This window comes from Neobacillus sp. FW104-15D2 (assembly GCF_058790155.1).
This window is the reverse complement of the sequence record NZ_JBYTCJ010000030.1, coordinates 46,195-67,995: the sequence shown is the minus strand read 5'-3', so window position 1 is coordinate 67,995 and position 21,801 is coordinate 46,195. Positions and strand designations below refer to the sequence as shown.

Sequence of the window (21,801 nt, the reverse complement as noted above, 5' to 3'; positions counted from 1 at the left end):
TTGGGACATGCGTCCCTGTGAGAGTAGGACGTTGCCAGGCAAAAAAAAGACAACCTGTATGGGTTGTCTTTTTTTTGTGGTTAAAGATAACGGCGTAGGCATGGAATAACAGTAAATTATGATAAATGTAGAAGCTTGCCTAAAAAGTGTAGAAGTTTTATTTAAAAGCGTAGAAGAATTATCTAAAAGTGTAGAAGTTTAATCAAAATGGTAGAACATTGGTTTAAAATTGTAAAAGCAAGAAATAGCCAAGAAGGCTTCCTTAAAATAGAACGCTCTCTCACAAAGTTATTTACAGGCAGTAGCTTGGTTGCCCACAGGAGCGAGCAGATTCCCCCGATCCTTATTAAAATTAAGGAACTAAATATATATCCTTCAATAGTATCCTTTTAATTGCCATAACTCTTCCATTCTTCAAAAAAACCTCCCATAAATTTATTAATGTTTCCAATTTATTTAAAAAGGGTAAAAAATTAAAGCCCATTTCCCTAAAAAAGAGGTTTCACGTTGGATAGATTTGGAGAAAATATCATAATACCAGATCGTTGCAACTACATAAGAATATCATGTATAATTTATGTCAAATATAGTCAAAGTCAGAAGGGGGTGGGCAGATGAGAAACATCTCCGATATTATCGAGAATTACTTAAAAAAGGTTTTGGAATTGAGCGACGAAGATCTGGTTGAGATTAAAAGAAGCGAGATTGCAGACAAATTTCAGTGTGTTCCTTCTCAAATTAATTATGTTATCAATACCCGCTTTACTGTGGAAAGAGGATATATTGTTGAAAGCAAAAGAGGCGGTGGGGGATATATAAGGATTATAAAGGTCCAGGCTCATGATCTTGCTGATGTAATTGACCAGTTAATGTCTCTTTTCCAAAACCGTATCAGCCAGTCAAGTGCCGAAGATGTGATATACAGACTTGTACAGGAGGAGGTTATTACTACTCGGGAAGCTAAAATTATGTTAAGTGTAATAGACCGATCGGTTTTATATATTGATCTTCCCTATAGGGATGAATTAAGGGCTCGGATGTTAAAAGCAATGTTAACTGCTTTGAAATATAAATAATGAAATAATGATAGAGGAGCAGGAGAGGTGAGAAGATGATTTGCCAGGAATGCAATCTAAGGCCTGCAACGATGCATTTCACCAAAATCATAAATGGAGAAAAAACTGAAGTCCATTTATGTGAAAAATGCGCTAATGAAAAAGGGGAAATGTTCATGGGCAGTTCTCCTACAGGATTTTCAATAAATAACCTGCTGGCAGGACTGCTGAATTTCAATCCTTCCTTCCAGCAAACTCCCCAGAAAACATTTCATCAGGAAAATGTTTTGCAGTGTGAACACTGCTCCATGACATACCAGCAATTTGCCAAGATAGGAAGATTTGGCTGCGCTCACTGTTATGAAACGTTTAAAGAACAGCTTACACCTATTTTAAGACGCCTTCACGGAGGGAATTCAGCCCATAATGGGAAAATACCAAAACGAATTGGCGGCACGATACACCTTCGAAAAAAACGGGATGAGCTAAAAGAACAATTAAAGGAATTAATCAATAATGAGAAATTTGAGCAAGCTGCTGAGGTTCGGGATGAGATTCGTTCCCTTGATAAAAGATTGAACCAGGATCAAGAGGGAGGGGAATAACGTGTCTCTGGAGAAATTTATAAACCAGGCGATTAGTTCTTGGATGAACGAGGATGGCCCCGATTCGGATATAGTATTAAGCTCACGTATCAGGCTGGCTAGAAACATTCAGGATTATAAATTTCCTACAATTTTTTCACATGACGAGGCTAAAATGATTATTGTGAAAATGGAGGAAATAATTAATAAAGATAATTTAACAAAATTTGGCCAAATGGAACTTTTGAAAATGGATGAACTTCAGCCCTTGCAAAAGCGTGTACTGATGGAAAAACACCTCATTAGTCCAAACTTAGCAGAGGATTCCTCACATGGTGCCTGTGTTTTGACTGAAAATGAAGAGGTCAGCATCATGCTGAACGAAGAAGACCACATACGTATACAGTGTCTTTTTCCGGGGCTGCAGCTGACAGAGGCACTGGAGGCCGCAGGGGAAATTGATGACTGGCTTGAAGAGCATGTTCAATATGCTTTTCATGAGGATTTTGGATATTTAACAAGCTGTCCAACCAACGTAGGAACCGGATTAAGGGCATCAGTCATGATGCATTTACCAGGCCTTGTCCTCACTCAGCAAATAAATAGTATTATCCCGGCGATTAACCAGCTTGGTCTTGTGGTAAGAGGTATCTACGGAGAAGGAAGCGAGGCACTTGGCAACATCTTTCAAATCTCCAATCAAATGACACTTGGAAAGTCTGAAGAAGATATCACCGAGGATATTAAAAGTGTTGTAAGCCAGCTTATCGCACAGGAAAGGTCCGCTCGGGAAGCATTAGTAAAAACTTCTAACATACAATTAGAAGACAGAGTGTTTCGTTCATATGGAATCTTATCCAATAGCCGTATCATTGAAACGAAGGAAGCTGCACGCTGCCTCTCGGATGTTCGGCTTGGTATAGATATAGGTTATTTTAAAAACATGTCCAGAAGTATACTGAATGAATTAATGATACTCACCCAGCCAGGATTTTTACAGCAGTATGCAGGCGGGCCTTTACGCCCCCATGAAAGGGATATAAGAAGGGCTGCTCTAATTCGAGAAAGATTAAGAATGGAAACAGAAAAAGAAGAATGAGGAGGAAGAGACTATGATGTTCGGCCGATTTACAGAGAGGGCACAAAAAGTATTGGCATTGGCTCAGGAAGAAGCAATTCGCCTGGGACATAATAATATAGGAACAGAGCATATTTTACTAGGCTTGGTTCGTGAAGGCGAAGGAATTGCTGCTAAAGCCTTGTACGGTCTTGGCCTTGGTGCTGAGAAAATTCAAAAAGAGGTTGAAAACTTGATTGGAAAAGGCCAGGACACTCCACAGTCCATTCATTACACACCTCGTGCCAAAAAAGTAATTGAGCTTTCCATGGATGAAGCGAGAAAGCTCGGTCATTCTTATGTGGGAACTGAACATATTTTGTTAGGCTTAATTCGTGAAGGTGAAGGCGTCGCGGCAAGGGTTCTAAATAATCTTGGTGTCAGCCTTAACAAAGCACGCCAGCAGGTTCTTCAACTGCTTGGAAGCAATGAGTCAGGGGGACATCAAGGCGGATCATCTACAACTGCGAATACTCCTACCCTTGATAGCCTTGCCCGGGACCTAACAGCAATTGCACGGGAAGGCAGTCTTGATCCAGTGATTGGACGCAGCAAGGAAATCCAGCGTGTTATTGAGGTTTTAAGCCGCCGTACAAAAAACAACCCTGTTCTCATTGGGGAACCTGGTGTTGGTAAAACCGCAATTGCTGAAGGCCTTGCCCAACAGATTGTAAGTAACGAAGTGCCGGAAATTCTCCGTGACAAGCGGGTAATGACACTTGATATGGGTACAGTGGTTGCAGGAACTAAATACCGCGGTGAATTTGAAGACCGCTTAAAGAAAGTAATGGATGAGATTCGCCAGGCGGGAAATATCATTCTTTTCATCGATGAGCTGCATACACTTATTGGTGCAGGAGGAGCTGAAGGCGCAATTGATGCCTCCAATATCCTAAAGCCATCACTAGCCCGCGGAGAGCTGCAGTGTATCGGTGCCACCACACTTGATGAATACAGAAAGTATATTGAAAAAGATGCAGCATTAGAGCGCCGTTTCCAGCCAATTCGTGTGGATGAACCTACTGCTGAAGAATCCGTTCAAATTTTAAAAGGATTGCGTGACCGCTATGAGGCTCACCATCGTGTAACAATTGGCGATGATGCAATTGATGCGGCAGTTAAATTATCAGACCGATATATTTCTGACCGTTTCCTTCCGGATAAAGCAATTGATCTTATTGACGAAGCAGGCTCAAAAGTACGCCTGCGCTCTTACACTACTCCACCAAACTTAAAAGAGCTTGAAATGAAGCTGGAGGATGTTAGAAAAGAGAAGGATGCAGCGGTTCAAAGCCAGGAATTCGAAAAAGCGGCTTCCTTAAGGGATACTGAACAGCGCCTGCGTGAACAACTCGAAGAAACGAAGAAAAATTGGAAAGAAAGACAAGGAAAAGAAAACAGTGAAGTAACAGTTGAAGATATTGCGAGTGTCGTATCCAGCTGGACTGGAATTCCTGTTTCAAAGCTTGCACAGACTGAAACTGAAAAGCTTCTTAATCTAGAAGAGCTGCTTCACTCTCGTGTAATTGGCCAGGAAGAGGCAGTTAAAGCAGTTTCTAAGGCGGTTAGACGTGCCAGAGCGGGGCTTAAAGACCCTAAACGTCCAATTGGCTCCTTTATCTTCCTGGGACCGACCGGTGTAGGTAAAACGGAGCTTGCTCGTGCATTGGCTGAAGCTATGTTCGGCGATGAAGATGCGATGATCCGTATTGATATGTCAGAGTATATGGAAAAGCACTCAACATCCCGCCTAGTTGGTTCACCTCCAGGATATGTAGGTTTTGAAGAAGGCGGACAATTAACAGAGAAGGTTCGCCGCAAGCCATATTCCGTCATCCTTTTAGATGAAATTGAAAAAGCACATCCAGATGTATTCAATATTCTACTTCAGGTACTTGAAGATGGACGCCTTACAGATTCGAAAGGCCGTACGGTGGACTTCCGCAATACTGTTTTAATTTTGACATCTAACGTAGGTGCTGAGGCGCTGAAACGAAATAAGTATGTCGGCTTTAATATTCAGGATGGAGAACAGGATTATAAAGACATGAAGGGCAAAGTCATGGAGGAACTCAAAAAAGCATTCCGGCCTGAGTTCCTTAACAGGATTGATGAAATCATTGTCTTCCATGCTCTTGAAAGGAAGCAGCTTCAGGAAATTGTTTCACTTATGTCGGATGCCCTCGTTAAGCGTCTTAAAGAGCAAGACATCAACCTTGAGCTGACTGAGGCAGCAAAAGACAAAATTTCCAAAGAGGGATATGACCCTGAATACGGAGCACGGCCACTGCGCAGGGCCATCCAAAGACATATTGAAGATCGTCTGTCTGAAGAACTGCTTAAAGGCACCATTTTAACCGGGCAGCATGTTATAATAGATATAGAAAATGATGACTTCGTTGTAAAAACAGAAAAAACAGCAGCTGAAAAAACTGAATTAGCTAAGTAAATGCTTTCAATGTATAGAATATAAACAAGGGGAGGTACACAAAATGAAAAACGTGTACCTCCTTTTTAGATAAGTAATTTTATAAGGACAAGCGCCTCCACTAGTGAATTCTACGGTTCCATTCCGCACTGCTCCACTTAAAAGCTCCTTTTTTATGTACTTGTAGTTCCGTCGGATAGGTTACTTTTTACTACTAATTGGGCGCTTGCGCTTTTCTAAAGAAAGGGAGAAAGAGATGGCTAAGAGAAAAACAAAGTTTATGTGCCAGGAATGCGGCTATGAATCGGCCAAGTGGATGGGTAAATGCCCTGGTTGTGGTGAATGGAACACGTTGGTGGAAGAAGTGGAGGTTACAGGGACAAAACGCCGAGGGGCATTTGCTCACGCAGAGGGCGGTGCCGCTACCCTGTCTAAGCCGTCTCCGATTACATCAATTGAAACAATCAGTGAACCGAGAATATACACAGATCTGAATGAACTGAACCGGGTTTTAGGGGGAGGAGTCGTCAAAGGATCTTTAGTGTTAATTGGCGGTGATCCGGGTATCGGTAAATCCACTTTGCTTTTACAGGTTTCATCCCAGCTCGCCAATAAAAACCATTCTGTTCTCTATATATCCGGAGAGGAATCACTAAGGCAGACCAAACTCCGTGCGGACCGCCTCGGAGTATCTTCTGAAAACCTTATGGTCTACTCAGAAACAAACCTTGAGGAGATAAGCCGTACAATTGAAACGGTGAATCCTGCTTTTGTTATTATCGACTCCATACAGACAGTGTTTCATCCAGAGGTAACATCTGCACCAGGAAGTGTTTCACAGGTTCGGGAATGTACGGCAGAGTTAATGCGTATAGGAAAAACAAAGGGTATTGCCATTTTTATCGTAGGTCATGTAACGAAAGAAGGCAATATAGCCGGGCCAAGGCTGCTCGAACATATGGTAGATACGGTTCTTTATTTTGAAGGAGAGCGGCATCATACGTATAGGATTTTAAGGGCTGTTAAAAACCGTTTCGGTTCCACTAATGAGATGGGAATTTTCGAAATGAAGGAATTTGGATTGGAAGAGGTAGAAAATCCATCGGAGATTTTCCTTGAAGAAAGGTCTCAGGGAGCCGCAGGGTCCACTGTAGTTGCATCAATGGAAGGAACCCGCCCGGTGCTGGTGGAAATTCAGGCGCTTATATCCCCAACCAGCTTTGGGAATCCAAGAAGAATGGCAACGGGTATAGATCATAATCGAGTACCTTTGCTAATGGCAGTTTTAGAAAAACGGGTTGGTATGCTTTTGCAAAATCAGGATGCCTACTTAAAGGTGGCTGGTGGAGTCAAATTGGATGAGCCTGCAATTGACCTTGCCATTGCCGTGAGCATTGCCTCCAGTTTCCGTGATAAGCCAACAAGGGCTACTGACTGCATTATCGGTGAGGTGGGCCTTACAGGAGAGATTAGAAGGGTTTCGAGGATTGAACAGCGTGTGCAGGAGGCCGCAAAGCTTGGCTTTGAAAGGGTCATCCTCCCTGCTAATAATTTAAGCGGATGGACCGGGCCTAAAGGAATTGAATTGATTGGAGTTTCCTCTGTAAGTGAGGCGCTAAAAATTGCATTAGGGGGGTAATGGATGGAAAATAAGAAGCCTGCCGAGCAAAGCACCAGTGATATTCTAAAGTTAGTTGCACCAGGCACGCCGCTCAGGGAAGGGATTGATAATGTCCTGAGGGCAAAGACGGGCGGACTGATTGTCGTCGGATATAACGAAAAAATGAAAACAATCGTTGATGGCGGATTTCAAATTAATTGTCCCTTTACTCCCAGTTTTCTGTATGAACTGGCAAAAATGGACGGGGCAATTATCTTAAATGAATCAGGAACTAAAATCCTTATTGCCAATGCACAGCTTGCTCCGGACCAGGGTGTTCCTTCTGCGGAAACAGGCATGCGCCACCGGACAGCTGAGAGGGTCGCCCGCCAGACAAAATCACTTGTAATTGCTATTTCACAGAGAAGAAATGTTATAACCCTTTATCAGGGGAATTTTCGTTACGCACTCAGGGAAATTGGCGTCATCTTGGCAAAGGCAAATCAGGCAGTCCAAACTCTTGAAAAATATAAGACCGTTCTTGAGCAAAGTATTTCCTATCTGGGGATCCTGGAATTTGAGGAGTCTGTAACCTATAACGATATCCTCCAGGTTCTTCACCGATTTGAATTGATTTTTAAGGTTAAGAATGAGCTGCTGGCTTATCTAAGTGAGATGGGAACAGAGGGAAGGTTAATCCGGCTGCAAATGGAGGAAATCCTAACAGATCTTGAAGAGGAACTCATTTTTATCATTATGGACTACTCCATTAACCGGGAACTAAAGCCGCAAGATGTCATTAACCGCCTTCAGGCGATTTCAGGAAGCGAAGTTATTGAGGACATAGTCATTTTAAAGATGCTCGGTTATCAGGGGTATGTTCCATTGGATGAATTTAAAAGCCCCCGTGGATACAGGATATTAAATAAAATTCCCCGGCTTCCTGCGGTCATAATAGAAAACCTGGTAAAAAGGTTTGAAGAGCTGCCTAATATGTTAGCAGCGTCAGTTGAAGATCTGGATGATGTTGAAGGAATTGGAGAAGTACGGGCCAGAAAAATAAAGGAAGGTTTTAAGCTGATAAAAGAAAGACTTTTTACTGGGCGTCTCCTTTAAAGCAGGCGAACACCTATATGTTTGACAACTCATTTTTAGCGGTGCTAACCTAGAAGAGACTGAAAAACACATTTTTGTTGGTTTTAACGAAAAATATATAAAATAGTCAGGTTTCAATTCTGCTATTTTGTTTATAATGATTAAAAGGAGGTGAAGGAATGTTAAGACGTATTGTTCAAGCTTGTTTTCTGATTATTGGAGGCACGCTTGGGATATTCTTGATTCCGGATTTATTAACATTGTTGAAGCTGAATGACATCTCAATAATAAGTAACTCATATGTCACGGCTATTGTTGGTGCAATTATATTTTATCTTATTACTTTTTGGGCAGTGGATTATGTTACTGATTTTATTAAGTGGCTGGAGGATTCACTTGTTAGAATTCCGGTTACAGACGTAATCTTTGGAAGTGTAGGCCTCATTGTAGGTTTGTTCGTCGCTTTTTTAATTGGATATGCCCTAAGTGGTTTGAACGTCCCTGTTGTTAATACAGTTGCACCAATACTGCTAACTTTGTTGTTTGGATATCTTGGTTTTCAGGTTGGATTTAAGAAAAGGGATGAAATGCTTGGCCTTTTTACAAGCCGCAAAAAGAAATCTGGGGAAGATGAAGGAGAAAAAGCTGAAGGGAAATCTCTGAAAATCCTCGATACGAGTGTTATTATTGATGGTCGTATTGCGGACATTTGCCAGACTGGCTTTTTGGAAGGAACGATCATTATACCTCAGTTTGTACTGGAGGAATTGCAGCATATTGCCGACTCTTCTGATGTTTTAAAGCGAAACCGCGGCCGCCGTGGTCTTGATATTTTAAATCGAATTCAAAAAGAGCTCTCTATTAATGTGGAAATGTATGAAGGAGATTTTGATGATATACAGGAAGTAGACAGTAAGCTTGTAAAACTTGCTAAATTAATGAATGGGATTCTTGTAACAAACGATTTTAATTTAAATAAAGTTTGTGAGTTCCAGAATGTATCGGTGTTAAATATTAATGACTTGGCTAATGCGGTGAAACCGGTGGTTCTTCCTGGTGAAGAAATGAATATACAGGTAATTAAAGAAGGAAAAGACCACCACCAGGGTGTAGCTTACCTGGACGATGGCACTATGATTGTTGTGGAAGAAGGCAGAGAATATATTGGCAGGAGAATTGATGTTCTTGTCACAAGTGTTCTGCAGACATCTGCTGGCAGAATGATTTTTGCCAAGCCTAAACTATTAGAAAAAGCACTGTAAACAGATAGGGGTCAGATTATGTCTTACCAGGTTATCCTTCCTGCTGCAGGCCAGGGGAAGCGGATGGGAGCAGGGAAGAATAAGCTCTTATTAGAGCTGGATGGTATTCCTTTATTAATCCATACACTGAAGGTATTCGAAAAGGACCCGGATTGTGAGAAAATCATTCTTGCTATTAATCCCCAGGATGAAACTGAATTCAAAGGATTGATTGAACAGTTCGGTCTAAAAAAAATAGATGGCCTTGTTCCTGGTGGAAAAGAGCGACAGCAAAGCATTCATAACGCATTAAAGACTGTGGAAAAAGGGGAATTGATCCTTGTCCATGATGCAGCGCGCCCTTTCATCCAAACAGATGCTATTAGCAGGCTGACTGAACAAGCGAGACAAACCGGGGCAGCTATTTTAGCTGTACCCGTAAAGGATACTATAAAAAAAGCGGAAAACGGGAAAGTTACAGAAACAGTCGATCGCTCAAGCTTGTGGGCCGTACAAACCCCACAAGCTTTTCGTATTTCAATTCTCAAGGGAGCTTATGAACTCGCTGAAGAAGATGATTTTCTGGGTACAGATGATGCAAGCTTAGTAGAACGGCTTCCGCATCCTGTTTCAGTAATAGAAGGCGATTATGATAATATAAAATTAACAACGCCCGAGGACTTATTTTTTGCAGAAGCTATCCTAAAAAAGAGAGAAGCAGCAAAATAAAGGGCAGTTATCGAAGTAAATACCATGTTATTTTTTAAAAAGGAGAATGTTAAATGTTTCGGATAGGTCAAGGATTTGATGTCCACCAATTAACGGAGGGGCGTCCGCTTATTATCGGGGGAATTGAAATCCCTTATGAAAAAGGATTGCTGGGACACTCTGATGCAGATGTACTTTTGCATACAGTTGCGGATGCATGCCTGGGAGCTATTGGTGCAGGAGACATTGGCAAACATTTTCCTGATACAGATGAGAAATTTAAAGATGCAGATTCGGCAAAGCTATTGGCCCACGTATGGGAGCTTGTCCGTGAACAGGGATATGTGCTCTTGAATGCAGATTGTACGATCATTGCCCAGAAGCCAAAGATGGCTCCATATATTGAACAAATGAAGGAACGCATAGCACAGCTGCTTGAGGCTACTCCAGACCAAGTCAATGTGAAGGCAACAACTACTGAAAAGCTTGGATTTACCGGCAGGGGAGAGGGAATCGCATCCCAAGCAGTCGTCCTGCTGAAAAAGGCGGAAGGGTAATAGTCTTTTAAAAACGGCAGTGTTAAAATAGGAAAAGCGGAATATGATTCCGATGCTATTACAGGAGGCACTTTGTATGTCAAAAGAAGTTAGAGTTCGATATGCTCCAAGTCCAACGGGACATTTACATATTGGTAACGCCCGTACGGCACTTTTTAACTATTTGTTTGCCCGCAGTCAGGGCGGAAAGTTTATCATCCGGATAGAAGATACCGATAAAAAGCGGAATATTGAAGGCGGAGAACAAAGCCAGCTGAAGTACCTAAAATGGCTTGGCATGGACTGGGATGAAAGTGTGGATGTTGGAGGAGAGTACGGTCCTTACAGACAATCTGAAAGAAATGATATTTATAAAAAATATTATACTCAGATGCTTGAAGAAGGCAGTGCTTATAAATGCTATTGTACGGAAGAAGAGCTTGAAGCGGAGCGAGAAGCACAGCTTGAACGCGGAGAAACTCCAAAGTACTCAGGAAAATGCCGCCATCTGACCAGAGAAGACCAGCAGCGCCTGGAAAGTGAAGGACGTAAGCCAAGCATCCGTATTGTTGTACCGGAAGGAAAAGTATACACCTTTAATGATATGGTTAAAGGAGAAGTATCCTTTGAATCAGAAGGTATGGGTGACTATGTCATGATTAAGAAGGACGGAACTCCTACTTATAACTTCGCTGTGTCCATTGATGATCATTTAATGGAGATCTCACATGTATTGCGCGGAGACGACCATATTTCCAATACACCAAAGCAATTGGTTGTTTATGATGCACTTGGCTGGGAACCGCCTGTATTTGGGCATATGACATTGATTGTAAATGAAAGCAGGAAAAAGTTGAGCAAACGTGATGAGTCGATTATCCAGTTTATCGAGCAGTATGAAGAACTGGGTTATTTACCTGAAGCTTTGTTTAATTTTATTGCTTTGCTCGGATGGTCGCCGTCAGGTGAGGAAGAGATTTTCTCAAAAGAGCAGTTTATTGAGATTTTCGATGCGGACCGTCTTTCCAAATCACCTGCACTTTTTGACAAGCAAAAGCTTGCCTGGATGAACAACCAGTATATTAAAAATGCAGAACTTGGTGATCTTGTGAAAATTACTCTTCCCCATCTTATTAAATCGGGACTGCTTCCGGCCGAGATGACAGAAGAGGAAAAAGCTTGGGCAACAAATCTTATTGCGCTGTTCCAGGAAAAGATGAGTTATGGTGCAGAAATTGTTGAACTGTCGGATATGTTTTTTAAGGAAGAAGCAGAATATGAAGAAGAGGCAAAAGAAGTTTTAGCTGGGGAAACAGTACCGCAAGTATTGAAGGCTTTTTCAGAGGAACTGGAAAACCTTGCTGAATTTAAATCAGAAGGTATTAAGGCTGCCATGAAAGCTGTCCAAAAATCAACCGGCCAAAAAGGTAAAAATCTTTTTATGCCAATCCGTGCGGCTGTTACTGGCCAGACACATGGTCCGGACCTGCCTCAGACAATTGAACTTGTAGGAAAAGCTAAGGTTCAAAACCGACTTCAGAAATTAATTGGTTAACATTCAAAGGAAAATGTAATATAGTATAAGAAAAGTGGAAAGCACCCGTTTCCGGTGCTGCACCTACTCAGTTTTCAAAATGTTATTAACTTATATCTAAAGCGCCGATAAGGAAAAGTAAAAAAATGATGCTTTTTAGAGAAAACCATCACCGGCTGAAAGTGGTTTAAGCCTCTCATTTTTTGAAGTGCCCCTTTGAGTCCTATTTTGAAAGGATATCTATCCTAGTAGATTTGGGCGGAACCTTCCGTTACAAGGCTAAGTTGAGATCGATGATTATGGGCTGTTCTTGGGAAATTACAGCATACGTAAAGGTCTAAACAGAGTGGAACCGCGCCTTCAGCGTCTCTGTCTATATGACAGGGACGCTTTTTGTTTTTATCTTAGGGCCGCCGTGCTCTCATTGCATGAAAAAACAGCAGGAACTTATTATGGTTAAATGCTCAAGTCTGAAGGAGCCTATACAAAGTAATAATAAAAGGGGGAAGAGGGATGTTTAAAAAGTGGAAAGAGGATATTGAGGTTGTTTTTGAGCAGGATCCGGCTGCCCGCACCTATCTTGAAGTAATTTTAACTTATTCTGGTCTTCATGCCATTTGGGCACATAGGGTTGCTCACGCATTTTATAAACGTAAATTTTATTTTATTGCCAGAGTTATTTCCCAGGCAAGCAGGTTTATGACCGGAATTGAAATTCATCCCGGAGCCAAAATAGGCCGCCGATTTTTTATTGACCATGGCATGGGAGTCGTCATTGGTGAAACCTGTGAAATAGGAGATAATGTCACTGTTTTTCAGGGAGTTACCCTAGGCGGAACCGGCAAGGAAAAAGGAAAGCGGCATCCAACCATAAAAGATAACGCCCTGATCGCAACAGGTGCAAAGGTCCTGGGTTCAATTACGATAGGAGAAAACTCGAAGATTGGAGCAGGGTCAGTTGTGTTGAAGGAGGTTCCTCCCAACAGTACTGTAGTCGGCATACCAGGGAAAGTAGTAATAAGAGATGGAGTCCGTATAAAGAAGGACTTGAATCACTGTGATCTTCCGGATCCAGTTGCAGACAGATTCCAGGTTTTAGAAACTCAAGTTGAGCTATTAAAGCAGGAGATTAAAGAGTTACATGAAGAAAGGAGCAAGGTCAATGGCCATTCAGCTTTATAATACATTAACACGCCAAAAGGAGGTATTCGTTCCCCTCGAAGAAGGCAAAGTGAAAATGTATGTATGCGGACCAACCGTTTATAACTATATCCATATTGGAAATGCCCGTCCGGCGATTGTTTTTGATACAGTACGCCGCTACTTAGAATTTAGGGGATATGACGTTCAGTACGTCTCCAATTTTACCGACGTTGATGATAAATTAATCCGCGCCGCAAAGGAGCTTGGAGAGGACGTACCAACAATTGCCCAGCGGTTTATTGATGCGTATTTTGAGGATGTATCAGAATTGGGCTGCAAGAAGGCAAATATACATCCACGTGTAATGGAAAACATGGATATTATTATTGAATTTATAGGTAAACTAATCGAAAAAGGCTTTGCATATGAATCAAACGGTGATGTTTATTACCGTACCAGGAAGTTTGATGATTACGGAAAGCTTTCGCATCAGTCCGTTGATGAACTAAGAGTAGGTGCAAGAATTGAAGTGGGCGAAAAGAAACAAGATGCCCTGGATTTTGCCTTATGGAAAGCAGCCAAAGAGGGAGAGATTTACTGGGAAAGCCCATGGGGAATTGGCCGGCCCGGCTGGCATATTGAGTGCTCGGCGATGGCTAAAAAGTACCTGGGCGAAACAATTGATATCCATGCCGGCGGACAGGATTTGACTTTTCCGCATCATGAAAATGAAATTGCTCAGTCTGAAGCACTAAACGGCAAAACGTTTTCCCGTTATTGGATGCACAACGGGTATATCAACATCGACAATGAAAAAATGTCCAAATCACTTGGGAACTTTGTCCTTGTTCATGACATCATTAAAAAGCATAACCCGCAAGTACTCAGATTTTTTATGCTGTCAGTTCACTATCGCAATCCAATCAATTACAGTGAAGAATTGCTTGAGAATACAAAGGCTGCCTATGACAGGCTGATGACTTCCTACCAAAACCTGAAGCACAGGAAGGAAGCAAGCACGAATTTGACGGAAAACAATCAGGAATGGCTGGATAAAATAAAGGCTTTACACCAGCAATTTATTGAGGATATGGATGATGATTTTAATACAGCAAAAGCAATTTCCGTATTATTCGATTTATCCAAGCTATCGAACTATTATCTACTCGAAAAGAATACAGCAGCAGAAGTAATCGATACGTTCCTTCAGGAATTTGAAGACTTGTTCCAGGTTCTTGGACTTTCAATCGGAAAAGAAGAATTGCTTGATGAGGAAATTGAAGCGCTTATTGAAAAACGGATCCAGGCCCGAAAAGATCGAGACTTCCAGCTTTCTGACCAGATCAGGGATCAGCTGAAGGAAATGAATATTATTTTGGAAGATACACCTCAGGGCACAAGATGGAAAAGAGGCTGATACATGCTTCAGTATGATGAAAATGTTAATGCAAAACAGCTAAACAGCCTTGCTCTTGCTTATATGGGTGACGCAATCTTTGAGGTATATGTAAGGCGTCACCTTCTGCAAAGCGGAAGGGTAAAGCCCAATCACCTGCACCGAGAAGGAACAAAGTATGTTTCTGCCAAGGCTCAAAGCCAGATACTTTTTGAAATAAAGAATAAAGGTATATTAACTGAAATGGAAATGGCCGTTGTTATGAGAGGCAGAAATGCCAAATCAGGCACAGTGCCAAAAAACACGGATGTTCAGACATATCGTTACAGTACAGCTTTTGAGGCATTAATGGGATATCTTTATTTAACAGGTGACATAAGCCGCCTCGAGGAATTAATCTCATTGTCGTTAAAATATGTGGATGAAACGAAAGGAGGAGCAAAAGGATGAGTGAGGAATACATCACTGGCAAAAATCCGGTTATTGAAGCATTGAAGGCAAATCGGGATATCAACAAAATTCTTATTGCTGAAGGATCGCAAAGAGGGCAAATGACTCAAATTATTCAGCTTGCCAAAGAAACAAATGTTTTGGTTCAGTTTGTACCCAAGAAAAAAATTGACCAGTTAACAGACACCATTCACCAGGGGGTTCTCGCGTTTGTTGCAGCTTACCAATATGCGGAAATCGATGACCTGTTCCAGGCAGCGGAAAAAAGAAATGAGTCGCCTTTCTTTTTGCTGCTGGATGAGATTGAGGATCCCCATAACCTGGGTTCCATCATGAGAACTGCTGATGCAGTTGGAGCTCATGGAATCATTATTCCTAAACGAAGAGCGGTCGGGCTGACGGCAACAGTTGCCAAGGCATCGACTGGCGCTATTGAGCATATACCAGTCGTCCGTGTAACCAATATGGCCAGAACCATTGAAGAGTTAAAAGAGCGGGGCGTATGGATTGCCGGTACAGATGCGAGTGGTAAAGAGGACTACCGGCAAATGGATGGAACAATTCCATTGGGGCTCATTATTGGAAGTGAAGGCAAGGGCATGGGCAGGCTTATAAAAGAAAAATGTGATTTTCTCATCCGCTTGCCAATGGCAGGAAAGGTAACATCTTTAAATGCTTCTGTTGCGGCAGCCCTGTTAATGTATGAGGTTTACCGGAAGCGCCATCCTCTTGAGGGGTAAAAATGGACATCCTCCTTGTTGATGGATATAACATTATTGGCGCCTGGCCTGAGCTGCGGGTTCTGAAAGAAAGGGATCTCGCAGCAGCCAGGGACCGGCTAATAGAAAAGATGGCCGAATATCAGGGCTATTCCGGCTATCGGGTAATCATCGTTTTTGATGCTCATTATGTTCAGGGGAACGAAAAAAAATATAAAAATCATAGAATAGAAGTTATTTTTACAAAAGAAAATGAATCAGCCGATGAACGTATTGAAAAAATGGCAATCCGGCTAAATAGCAGAACAACGCAAATTCACGTAGCAACATCCGATTACACGGAGCAGTGGGCAATTTTCGGGCAAGGCGCTTTAAGAATTTCGGCCAGGGAACTATTAACCGAGATGAATGAGGTTGAAAATAAAATAAATAAGAGAGTAAAGAAAATTCAAGAGAAACGGCCATTCTCTAAGATACCGCTATCGGATGAAGTGGCAGAAATTTTCGAAAAGTGGCGCAGAGGTGACAAATGAGCATTGACGCTAAAAAAAGACCTACTGTATAATATTTCTAACTATGCGTTTCTGGTCGGAGGGGATCTGAGTGAGTTTAGACTTCAAAATAAAAATCAACGACAAGCTATTTCTGCTGGATGATGAAGAAATTGTTGATTTAGTGCATAAAGGCGATACTGAAGCACTCGATTATTTAATCCATAAATACAGAAATTTTGTTCGAGCCAAAGCAAGATCCTACTTTTTAATTGGAGCAGACAAAGAAGATATTGTACAGGAAGGCATGATAGGGTTATATAAAGCCATACGTGATTTTAAAGAAGATAAACTCACATCCTTCAAGGCTTTTGCTGAACTTTGCATCACGAGACAAATCATCACAGCTATCAAAACCGCCACAAGGCAAAAGCATATTCCCCTCAATTCTTACGTTTCTTTGGACAAGCCTATTTATGATGAAGATTCCGACCGTACTCTAATGGATGTCTTGTCAGGAGCAAAAGTAATGGATCCCGAAGAATTAATCATAAACCAGGAAGAGTTTGATCATATCGAATTAAAAATGAGTGAACTATTGAGCGATTTAGAACGGAAGGTATTAGCTCTTTATCTTGATGGCCAATCCTATCAGGAAATCTCTGAGGAACTTAACCGTCATGTAAAGTCCATCGACAACGCTCTTCAGCGGGTAAAAAGGAAACTTGAGAGATATTTGGAGATTCGGGAGTTTTCTTTTTAGATTGTCTTATAAGTTATGGCGGTTCTATGAAACCGTTATCTCCTCATATTGACATTAAATAGGGGGCATGTTACAGTTTTAAGGACTAAAAGCAGTACCTGGCAGGTGTGAATATGACAAAAAAAATAATTCTTGCATGTGCAAATTGCGGATCACGAAATTATACAACGGCCGGGAATAAACAAGCTAATCCTGAGAGATTGGAATTGAGCAAGTTTTGTAAAACGTGCAACGCCCATACAATTCATCGTGAAACAAAATAACTCACATAAATTTTAGCAATTCCCATAGATGGAGGTCACAAAAAATGCAGCGTTTAACCAAGTTCTTCAGTGAAATAGGCCGTGAAATGAGAAAGGTCAGCTGGCCAAGACGCAAGGAATTAACCCGCTACACCATCACTGTTTTATCAACAGTTGCATTCGTTGCTATATTTTTCGCTATTATTGATTCAGGTATTTCAAAATTGATCCGTTTAATTCTTGAATAACCATAACCATTTCATGGTATAATGGAGAATATCAAAGGAAATTTTTTGTAAAGCCCGTTTAACGGGTTTTTTAATTTGTCCAAGAAAAGCGAAAGCGTCTTGGTTTAATGATTAAAGGCTTGACGCGCTACGTCCTGTTGCAACGCATATCTCATCCACATTTGTGGGCCTCCGACAGGCATAATACGAGGGAGAGGCACTGGAGCTAGACATCATTAAGTGAAACTCGTATTGATGACGATTAAAATAATTAGATTTAGAGCAGGGAGGGACGGACGAATAGTCCTCTTGAATGGAAAAGAATTGGTATGTTGTTCATACGTACTCAGGGTACGAAAACAAGGTTAAAGCAAACCTTGAAAAACGTGTAGAATCAATGGGTATGTCAGATAAGATTTTTCGCGTGGTTGTACCGGAAGAAGAAGAAACTGATTTTAAAAATGGTAAAAAGAAAGTTGTTAAACGCAAAGTTTTTCCTGGATATGTATTAGTTGAGATCATTATGACTGATGACTCCTGGTATGTAGTCCGGAATACTCCTGGGGTCACAGGCTTTGTCGGCTCTGCGGGTTCAGGATCAAAGCCTACAGCGCTTTTGCCAGAAGAAGTTAATGTGATTCTGAAGAGAATGGGTGTAGAAGAAAGACGCGCAGATATTGATTATGAAATTGGCGAGACAGTAAGAGTCAAAGAAGGTCCGTTTGCTAACTTCACTGGAAGCATTGAAGAAATGGACAAGGATAAGTCTAAATTGAAGGTTCTTGTTAATATGTTCGGACGGGATACCCCAGTAGAACTTGACTTCACACAGATCGATAAATTATAAAAGATGAGCTTAAATGCCCGATTAGGGCGGTAGATACTGGACATTAGAGATGGATAGTTACTAGTTTTTAAAGAAAAATCATCCTATATTCCAAAATAACTTGAAATGAATTGTAAAAAGTGATAATATTTCATAGGTCAGTATGTCTTGGACAACGAGACTGGACATATGTTATCAAGTTCTTTATTTTATATAAAGGCTATTGTTGAGTGGGAGGGGTTTTCCCCTATTACCACATCACGGACTTTAAGGAGGTGTGTCTCGTGGCTAAAAAAGTAATTAAAGTTGTAAAATTGCAAATTCCTGCGGGTAAAGCTAACCCGGCTCCACCGGTTGGTCCAGCATTGGGTCAAGCAGGTGTTAACATCATGGGATTCTGTAAAGAGTTTAACGCTCGTACAGCAGATCAAGCTGGTTTAATTATTCCTGTTGAAATCACGGTTTTTGAAGACCGTTCATTTACATTTATTACGAAAACTCCTCCTGCTGCCGTTCTTTTGAAAGTAGCAGCTGGAATCCAGTCTGGTTCAGGCCAGCCTAACCGTAATAAAGTAGCAACAGTTAAACGTGATAAGGTACGCGAGATTGCTGAACAGAAAATGCCTGACCTAAACGCAGCTAGCGTTGAAAGCGCAATGCGCATGGTTGAAGGTACTGCACGCAGCATGGGTATCGTTATCGAAGACTAATCAAGGCGAAACTGTTTTGGTATGATTGGGGTTGCGAGGCTGAATTTGTTCACTCGCAACCTTTATTCGTACCGCAGAAAAGCCTGTGCTTTTCTTGATGCCCAGCTGGGTGTCGCGAAGTGGGAGGTTATTCCGCTAAAACCACAATCTAGGAGGAAATAAAAATGGCTAAAAAAGGCAAAAAGTATGTAGAAGCTGCAAAGCTTGTTGACAATACTAAAGCTTATGCGATTGCTGAAGCAATCGAACTAGCGAAGAAAACAAACTTCGCTAAATTTGATGCAACTGTTGAAGCTGCTTTCCGTCTGGGCGTAGACCCTAAGAAAGCTGACCAGCAAATCCGTGGCGCGGTAGTTCTGCCAAACGGCACTGGTAAAACTCAACGCGTTCTAGTTTTCGCTAAGGGCGAAAAAGTAAAAGAAGCAGAAGCAGCTGGCGCAGATTATGTTGGAGATGCAGAATACATCACTAAAATTCAGCAAGGCTGGTTTGATTTTGATGTAATCGTTGCTACACCTGACATGATGGGTGAAGTTGGTAAGCTTGGCCGTGTGTTAGGACCTAAAGGCTTAATGCCTAACCCTAAAACTGGCACTGTTACTTTTGATGTAACTAGAGCTATTAACGAAATCAAAGCTGGTAAAGTTGAATACCGCGTTGATAAAGTAGGAAACATTCATGTTCCTATCGGCAAAGCTTCTTTCGAAGATCAAAAGCTTGTTGAAAACTTCAACACAATTTTTGATACTTTAGTAAAAGTTAAGCCTGCTGCTGCAAAAGGTACTTACATGAAGAACGTTACTGTTTCTTCTACAATGGGACCTGGCGTAAAAGTAGATCCTTCAACTGTAACTGTAAAATAATACAAATTGACAATTTGAATTGTATTTTATATAATCATTTTTGTTGTTTGAATAAATTAAACATTTGTACCGAAGACAGCAGGTGCCAGCCGGCTTAATTCCCTGCCGAGGTAATACGATATAAATTATTGTATTAAACCTCCGTGTCTTCTTGATATGGAGGTTTTTATTTGCCCGGTATAAATGCATCAACTACAGGAGGTGTAAAGATGAGCAATGTAATTGAACTTAAAAAGCAAATCGTTGACGAAATCACAGCTAAGTTCCAAGCTAGCCAATCAACTATCGTTGTTGACTACCGTGGATTGACTGTTGGTGAAGTAACTGAACTTCGTAAACAACTTCGTGAAGCAGGCATCGATTTCAAAGTTTACAAAAACTCAATGACTCGTCGTGCTGCTGAAGCTGCAGGCCTTTCAGGTCTAAATGATGCTTTAACAGGTCCGAATGCAATTGCATTCAGTAATGAAGATGTAGTAGCGCCAGCTAAAATTCTTAATGACTTCGCTAAGAAAAATGAAGCTCTTGAGATTAAAGCAGGTGTAATCGAGGGTAATATCACTTCTGTTGAAGAAGTTAAAGCTCTTGCTGAACTGCCATCACGCGAAGGCTTGCTTTCTATGCTGCTTAGCGTACTTCAAGCTCCAATCCGCAATCTTGCTCTTGCTGCAAAAGCAGTTGCAGATCAAAAAGAAGAACAAGGCGCGTAAGCTTCACTTTGGTTAAAAAATAAAAAACCTAAAATCCCAAGGAGGAAATATATCATGACTAAAGAACAAATCATTGAAGCAGTTAAAAGCATGACTGTTTTAGAACTTAACGATCTTGTTAAAGCAATTGAAGAAGAATTCGGCGTAACTGCTGCTGCTCCTGTAGCAATGGGTGCTGTTGCTGGCGGCGCTGCTGTTGAAGAACAAACTGAGTTTGACGTTGTTCTAACTAGCGCTGGCGACCAAAAAATTAAAGTTATCAAAGTTGTTCGTGAAATCACTGGTCTTGGACTTAAAGAAGCAAAAGACCTTGTTGACAACACTCCAAAAGCTGTTAAAGAAGGCGCTTCTAAAGAAGAAGCTGAAGAAATCAAAGGCAAACTTGAAGAAGTTGGAGCTGGCGTTGAAGTTAAGTAATCTGACTGTAAAAAAGCTCGCTGCATAAGCGGGCTTTTTTTAACTTTTTAAATTCATCTTTTTGCTTTTCTCTATTAAATGAAATATAATTCATTTCGTATCTGTTTTTCCTCTATAGTATCTTCATTATTTATTCACCGCTGGAGGTGATGATTTTGACTGAACATTACTATTCCCGAACCCAAAAAGTTGAAAGTGACCCTAAATATTGGGAGTTTGCCCTTTTGAATACCCATTTCCGTTTTAAAACCGATAATGGAGTATTTTCAAAGAGAGAGGTAGACTTTGGTTCGCGGCTATTAATAGAAACATTTAATCTTCCTGAAACAGACGGAAAGATACTTGATGTTGGCTGCGGATATGGTCCAATTGGGCTCGCTATTGCGAAACACCATGAGCAGAGGTCAGTACATATGGTGGATGTAAATGAACGGGCATTGGAACTGGCGCAGGAAAATGCCAAAATCAATAACGTTAGCAACGTGGAGATTTATGAAAGTGACCGGCTTAATGAAGTGAAAGAAACAGAGTTTGCGGCAATTCTCACTAATCCTCCTATCAGGGCAGGAAAAAAAGTTGTCCATGAGATTTTTGAACAAAGCCATGATCATTTAGTGCAAGGCGGAGAATTGTGGGTTGTTATTCAAAAAAAGCAGGGGGCGCCCTCTGCAATTGAAAAATTAAAAGAGTTGTATGGTCATGTTGAGGTTGCAGCAAAAGAAAAGGGTTATTTTATCCTAAGAGCTAAAAAAGATTGACTGTGAAATGTCACTATGTTAGTATTGTACAATGCCAACATAATATTTTCTGGATTATTCCCTTTTTTACCCTTTTTTGTTGTATAAAAGTGGATAAAGACGGAAAAGATGACAAAATAATAGTCAAAAATGTGAAAATGTGGTTTTTAAGGAAAAAACCCTTTTTCTTTTTGTCTTATGAAAAGGCT

The 21,801-nt window shown here is 41.1% G+C and carries 24 protein-coding genes and 2 other annotated features; all 24 genes read left to right on the top strand.

Annotated features, from left to right (window positions below):
• Positions 1-614: 614 nt before the first annotated feature.
• A complete protein-coding gene (locus AC3WR0_RS20425) occupies positions 615-1,076 on the top strand; it encodes a CtsR family transcriptional regulator (RefSeq protein ID WP_492554006.1) in 462 nt (153 codons plus the stop codon).
• Between the two features lie 35 nt (positions 1,077-1,111).
• A complete protein-coding gene (gene mcsA / locus AC3WR0_RS20420; protein ID WP_492554005.1) occupies positions 1,112-1,660 on the top strand; it encodes a protein-arginine kinase activator protein McsA in 549 nt (182 codons plus the stop codon).
• Between the two features lies 1 nt (position 1,661).
• Complete coding sequence (gene mcsB, locus AC3WR0_RS20415) at positions 1,662-2,738, top strand: protein-arginine kinase McsB (protein ID WP_492554004.1); 1,077 nt, start codon at positions 1,662-1,664, stop codon at positions 2,736-2,738.
• Between the two features lie 13 nt (positions 2,739-2,751).
• Entirely contained in the window at positions 2,752-5,205 is a 2,454-nt protein-coding gene (clpC, locus tag AC3WR0_RS20410) for an ATP-dependent protease ATP-binding subunit ClpC (protein WP_027322686.1), read from the top strand.
• Positions 5,206-5,440: 235 nt separating this feature from the next.
• A complete protein-coding gene (gene radA / locus AC3WR0_RS20405; protein ID WP_492554003.1) occupies positions 5,441-6,823 on the top strand; it encodes a DNA repair protein RadA in 1,383 nt (460 codons plus the stop codon).
• A gap of 3 nt (positions 6,824-6,826) precedes the next feature.
• Positions 6,827-7,900 (top strand): DNA integrity scanning diadenylate cyclase DisA, encoded by a 1,074-nt coding sequence (gene disA, locus AC3WR0_RS20400; RefSeq protein ID WP_492554002.1) that lies wholly within the window; start codon positions 6,827-6,829, stop codon positions 7,898-7,900.
• 158 nt (positions 7,901-8,058) lie between these two features.
• Positions 8,059-9,141, top strand: a complete 1,083-nt coding sequence (locus AC3WR0_RS20395) for a PIN/TRAM domain-containing protein (RefSeq protein WP_492554001.1) — start codon at positions 8,059-8,061, stop codon at positions 9,139-9,141.
• A gap of 18 nt (positions 9,142-9,159) precedes the next feature.
• Positions 9,160-9,849: a 2-C-methyl-D-erythritol 4-phosphate cytidylyltransferase gene (gene ispD, locus AC3WR0_RS20390; RefSeq protein ID WP_492554000.1), complete on the top strand. Its 690-nt coding sequence runs from the start codon at positions 9,160-9,162 to the stop codon at positions 9,847-9,849.
• Positions 9,850-9,902: 53 nt separating this feature from the next.
• Positions 9,903-10,385, top strand: a complete 483-nt coding sequence (gene ispF, locus AC3WR0_RS20385) for a 2-C-methyl-D-erythritol 2,4-cyclodiphosphate synthase (protein WP_492553999.1) — start codon at positions 9,903-9,905, stop codon at positions 10,383-10,385.
• A 76-nt stretch (positions 10,386-10,461) separates the two neighbouring features.
• Positions 10,462-11,919 (top strand): glutamate--tRNA ligase, encoded by a 1,458-nt coding sequence (gene gltX, locus AC3WR0_RS20380; RefSeq protein ID WP_492553998.1) that lies wholly within the window; start codon positions 10,462-10,464, stop codon positions 11,917-11,919.
• 95 nt (positions 11,920-12,014) lie between these two features.
• Positions 12,015-12,272 (top strand) — a binding site (T-box leader).
• 139 nt (positions 12,273-12,411) lie between these two features.
• Complete coding sequence (cysE, locus tag AC3WR0_RS20375; RefSeq protein ID WP_492553997.1) at positions 12,412-13,080, top strand: serine O-acetyltransferase; 669 nt, start codon at positions 12,412-12,414, stop codon at positions 13,078-13,080.
• Positions 13,061-14,458: a cysteine--tRNA ligase gene (gene cysS / locus AC3WR0_RS20370; RefSeq protein WP_492553996.1), complete on the top strand. Its 1,398-nt coding sequence runs from the start codon at positions 13,061-13,063 to the stop codon at positions 14,456-14,458. The genes cysE and cysS overlap by 20 nt, the downstream gene beginning before the upstream one ends.
• A 3-nt stretch (positions 14,459-14,461) precedes the next feature.
• Positions 14,462-14,887 carry a Mini-ribonuclease 3 gene (locus AC3WR0_RS20365; RefSeq protein ID WP_492553995.1) on the top strand — a complete coding sequence of 142 codons (426 nt, stop codon included), beginning with the start codon at positions 14,462-14,464 and terminating at the stop codon, positions 14,885-14,887.
• A complete protein-coding gene (gene rlmB / locus AC3WR0_RS20360) occupies positions 14,884-15,627 on the top strand; it encodes a 23S rRNA (guanosine(2251)-2'-O)-methyltransferase RlmB (protein WP_492553994.1) in 744 nt (247 codons plus the stop codon). Before AC3WR0_RS20365 ends, rlmB begins: the two co-directional genes overlap by 4 nt.
• Positions 15,628-15,629: 2 nt before the next feature.
• Positions 15,630-16,139: an NYN domain-containing protein gene (locus AC3WR0_RS20355; RefSeq protein ID WP_492553993.1), complete on the top strand. Its 510-nt coding sequence runs from the start codon at positions 15,630-15,632 to the stop codon at positions 16,137-16,139.
• Positions 16,140-16,209: 70 nt separating this feature from the next.
• Complete coding sequence (gene sigH / locus AC3WR0_RS20350; protein ID WP_027322674.1) at positions 16,210-16,860, top strand: RNA polymerase sporulation sigma factor SigH; 651 nt, start codon at positions 16,210-16,212, stop codon at positions 16,858-16,860.
• Positions 16,861-16,973: 113 nt separating this feature from the next.
• The gene (gene rpmG / locus AC3WR0_RS20345) at positions 16,974-17,123 is read left to right on the top strand and encodes a 50S ribosomal protein L33 (RefSeq protein ID WP_166030238.1); all 150 of its coding nucleotides are present in this window, start codon (positions 16,974-16,976) and stop codon (positions 17,121-17,123) included.
• A gap of 44 nt (positions 17,124-17,167) precedes the next feature.
• Positions 17,168-17,350 carry a preprotein translocase subunit SecE gene (secE, locus tag AC3WR0_RS20340; protein WP_492553992.1) on the top strand — a complete coding sequence of 61 codons (183 nt, stop codon included), beginning with the start codon at positions 17,168-17,170 and terminating at the stop codon, positions 17,348-17,350.
• 292 nt (positions 17,351-17,642) lie between these two features.
• Positions 17,643-18,176 (top strand): transcription termination/antitermination protein NusG, encoded by a 534-nt coding sequence (gene nusG / locus AC3WR0_RS20335; RefSeq protein WP_027322672.1) that lies wholly within the window; start codon positions 17,643-17,645, stop codon positions 18,174-18,176.
• Between the two features lie 263 nt (positions 18,177-18,439).
• Positions 18,440-18,865 (top strand): 50S ribosomal protein L11, encoded by a 426-nt coding sequence (gene rplK / locus AC3WR0_RS20330; protein WP_166030241.1) that lies wholly within the window; start codon positions 18,440-18,442, stop codon positions 18,863-18,865.
• Positions 18,866-19,029: 164 nt separating this feature from the next.
• Positions 19,030-19,728, top strand: a complete 699-nt coding sequence (gene rplA, locus AC3WR0_RS20325; RefSeq protein ID WP_027322670.1) for a 50S ribosomal protein L1 — start codon at positions 19,030-19,032, stop codon at positions 19,726-19,728.
• 51 nt (positions 19,729-19,779) lie between these two features.
• Positions 19,780-19,906: a sequence feature (ribosomal protein L10 leader region), on the top strand.
• A 31-nt stretch (positions 19,907-19,937) separates the two neighbouring features.
• Positions 19,938-20,438, top strand: coding sequence for a 50S ribosomal protein L10 (rplJ, locus tag AC3WR0_RS20320; RefSeq protein WP_492553991.1), 501 nt, complete (start codon positions 19,938-19,940; stop codon positions 20,436-20,438).
• 54 nt (positions 20,439-20,492) lie between these two features.
• A complete protein-coding gene (rplL, locus tag AC3WR0_RS20315) occupies positions 20,493-20,855 on the top strand; it encodes a 50S ribosomal protein L7/L12 (RefSeq protein WP_492553990.1) in 363 nt (120 codons plus the stop codon).
• Positions 20,856-21,010: 155 nt separating this feature from the next.
• The gene (locus tag AC3WR0_RS20310; RefSeq protein ID WP_492553989.1) at positions 21,011-21,613 is read left to right on the top strand and encodes a class I SAM-dependent methyltransferase; all 603 of its coding nucleotides are present in this window, start codon (positions 21,011-21,013) and stop codon (positions 21,611-21,613) included.
• Positions 21,614-21,801: the final 188 nt, after the last annotated feature.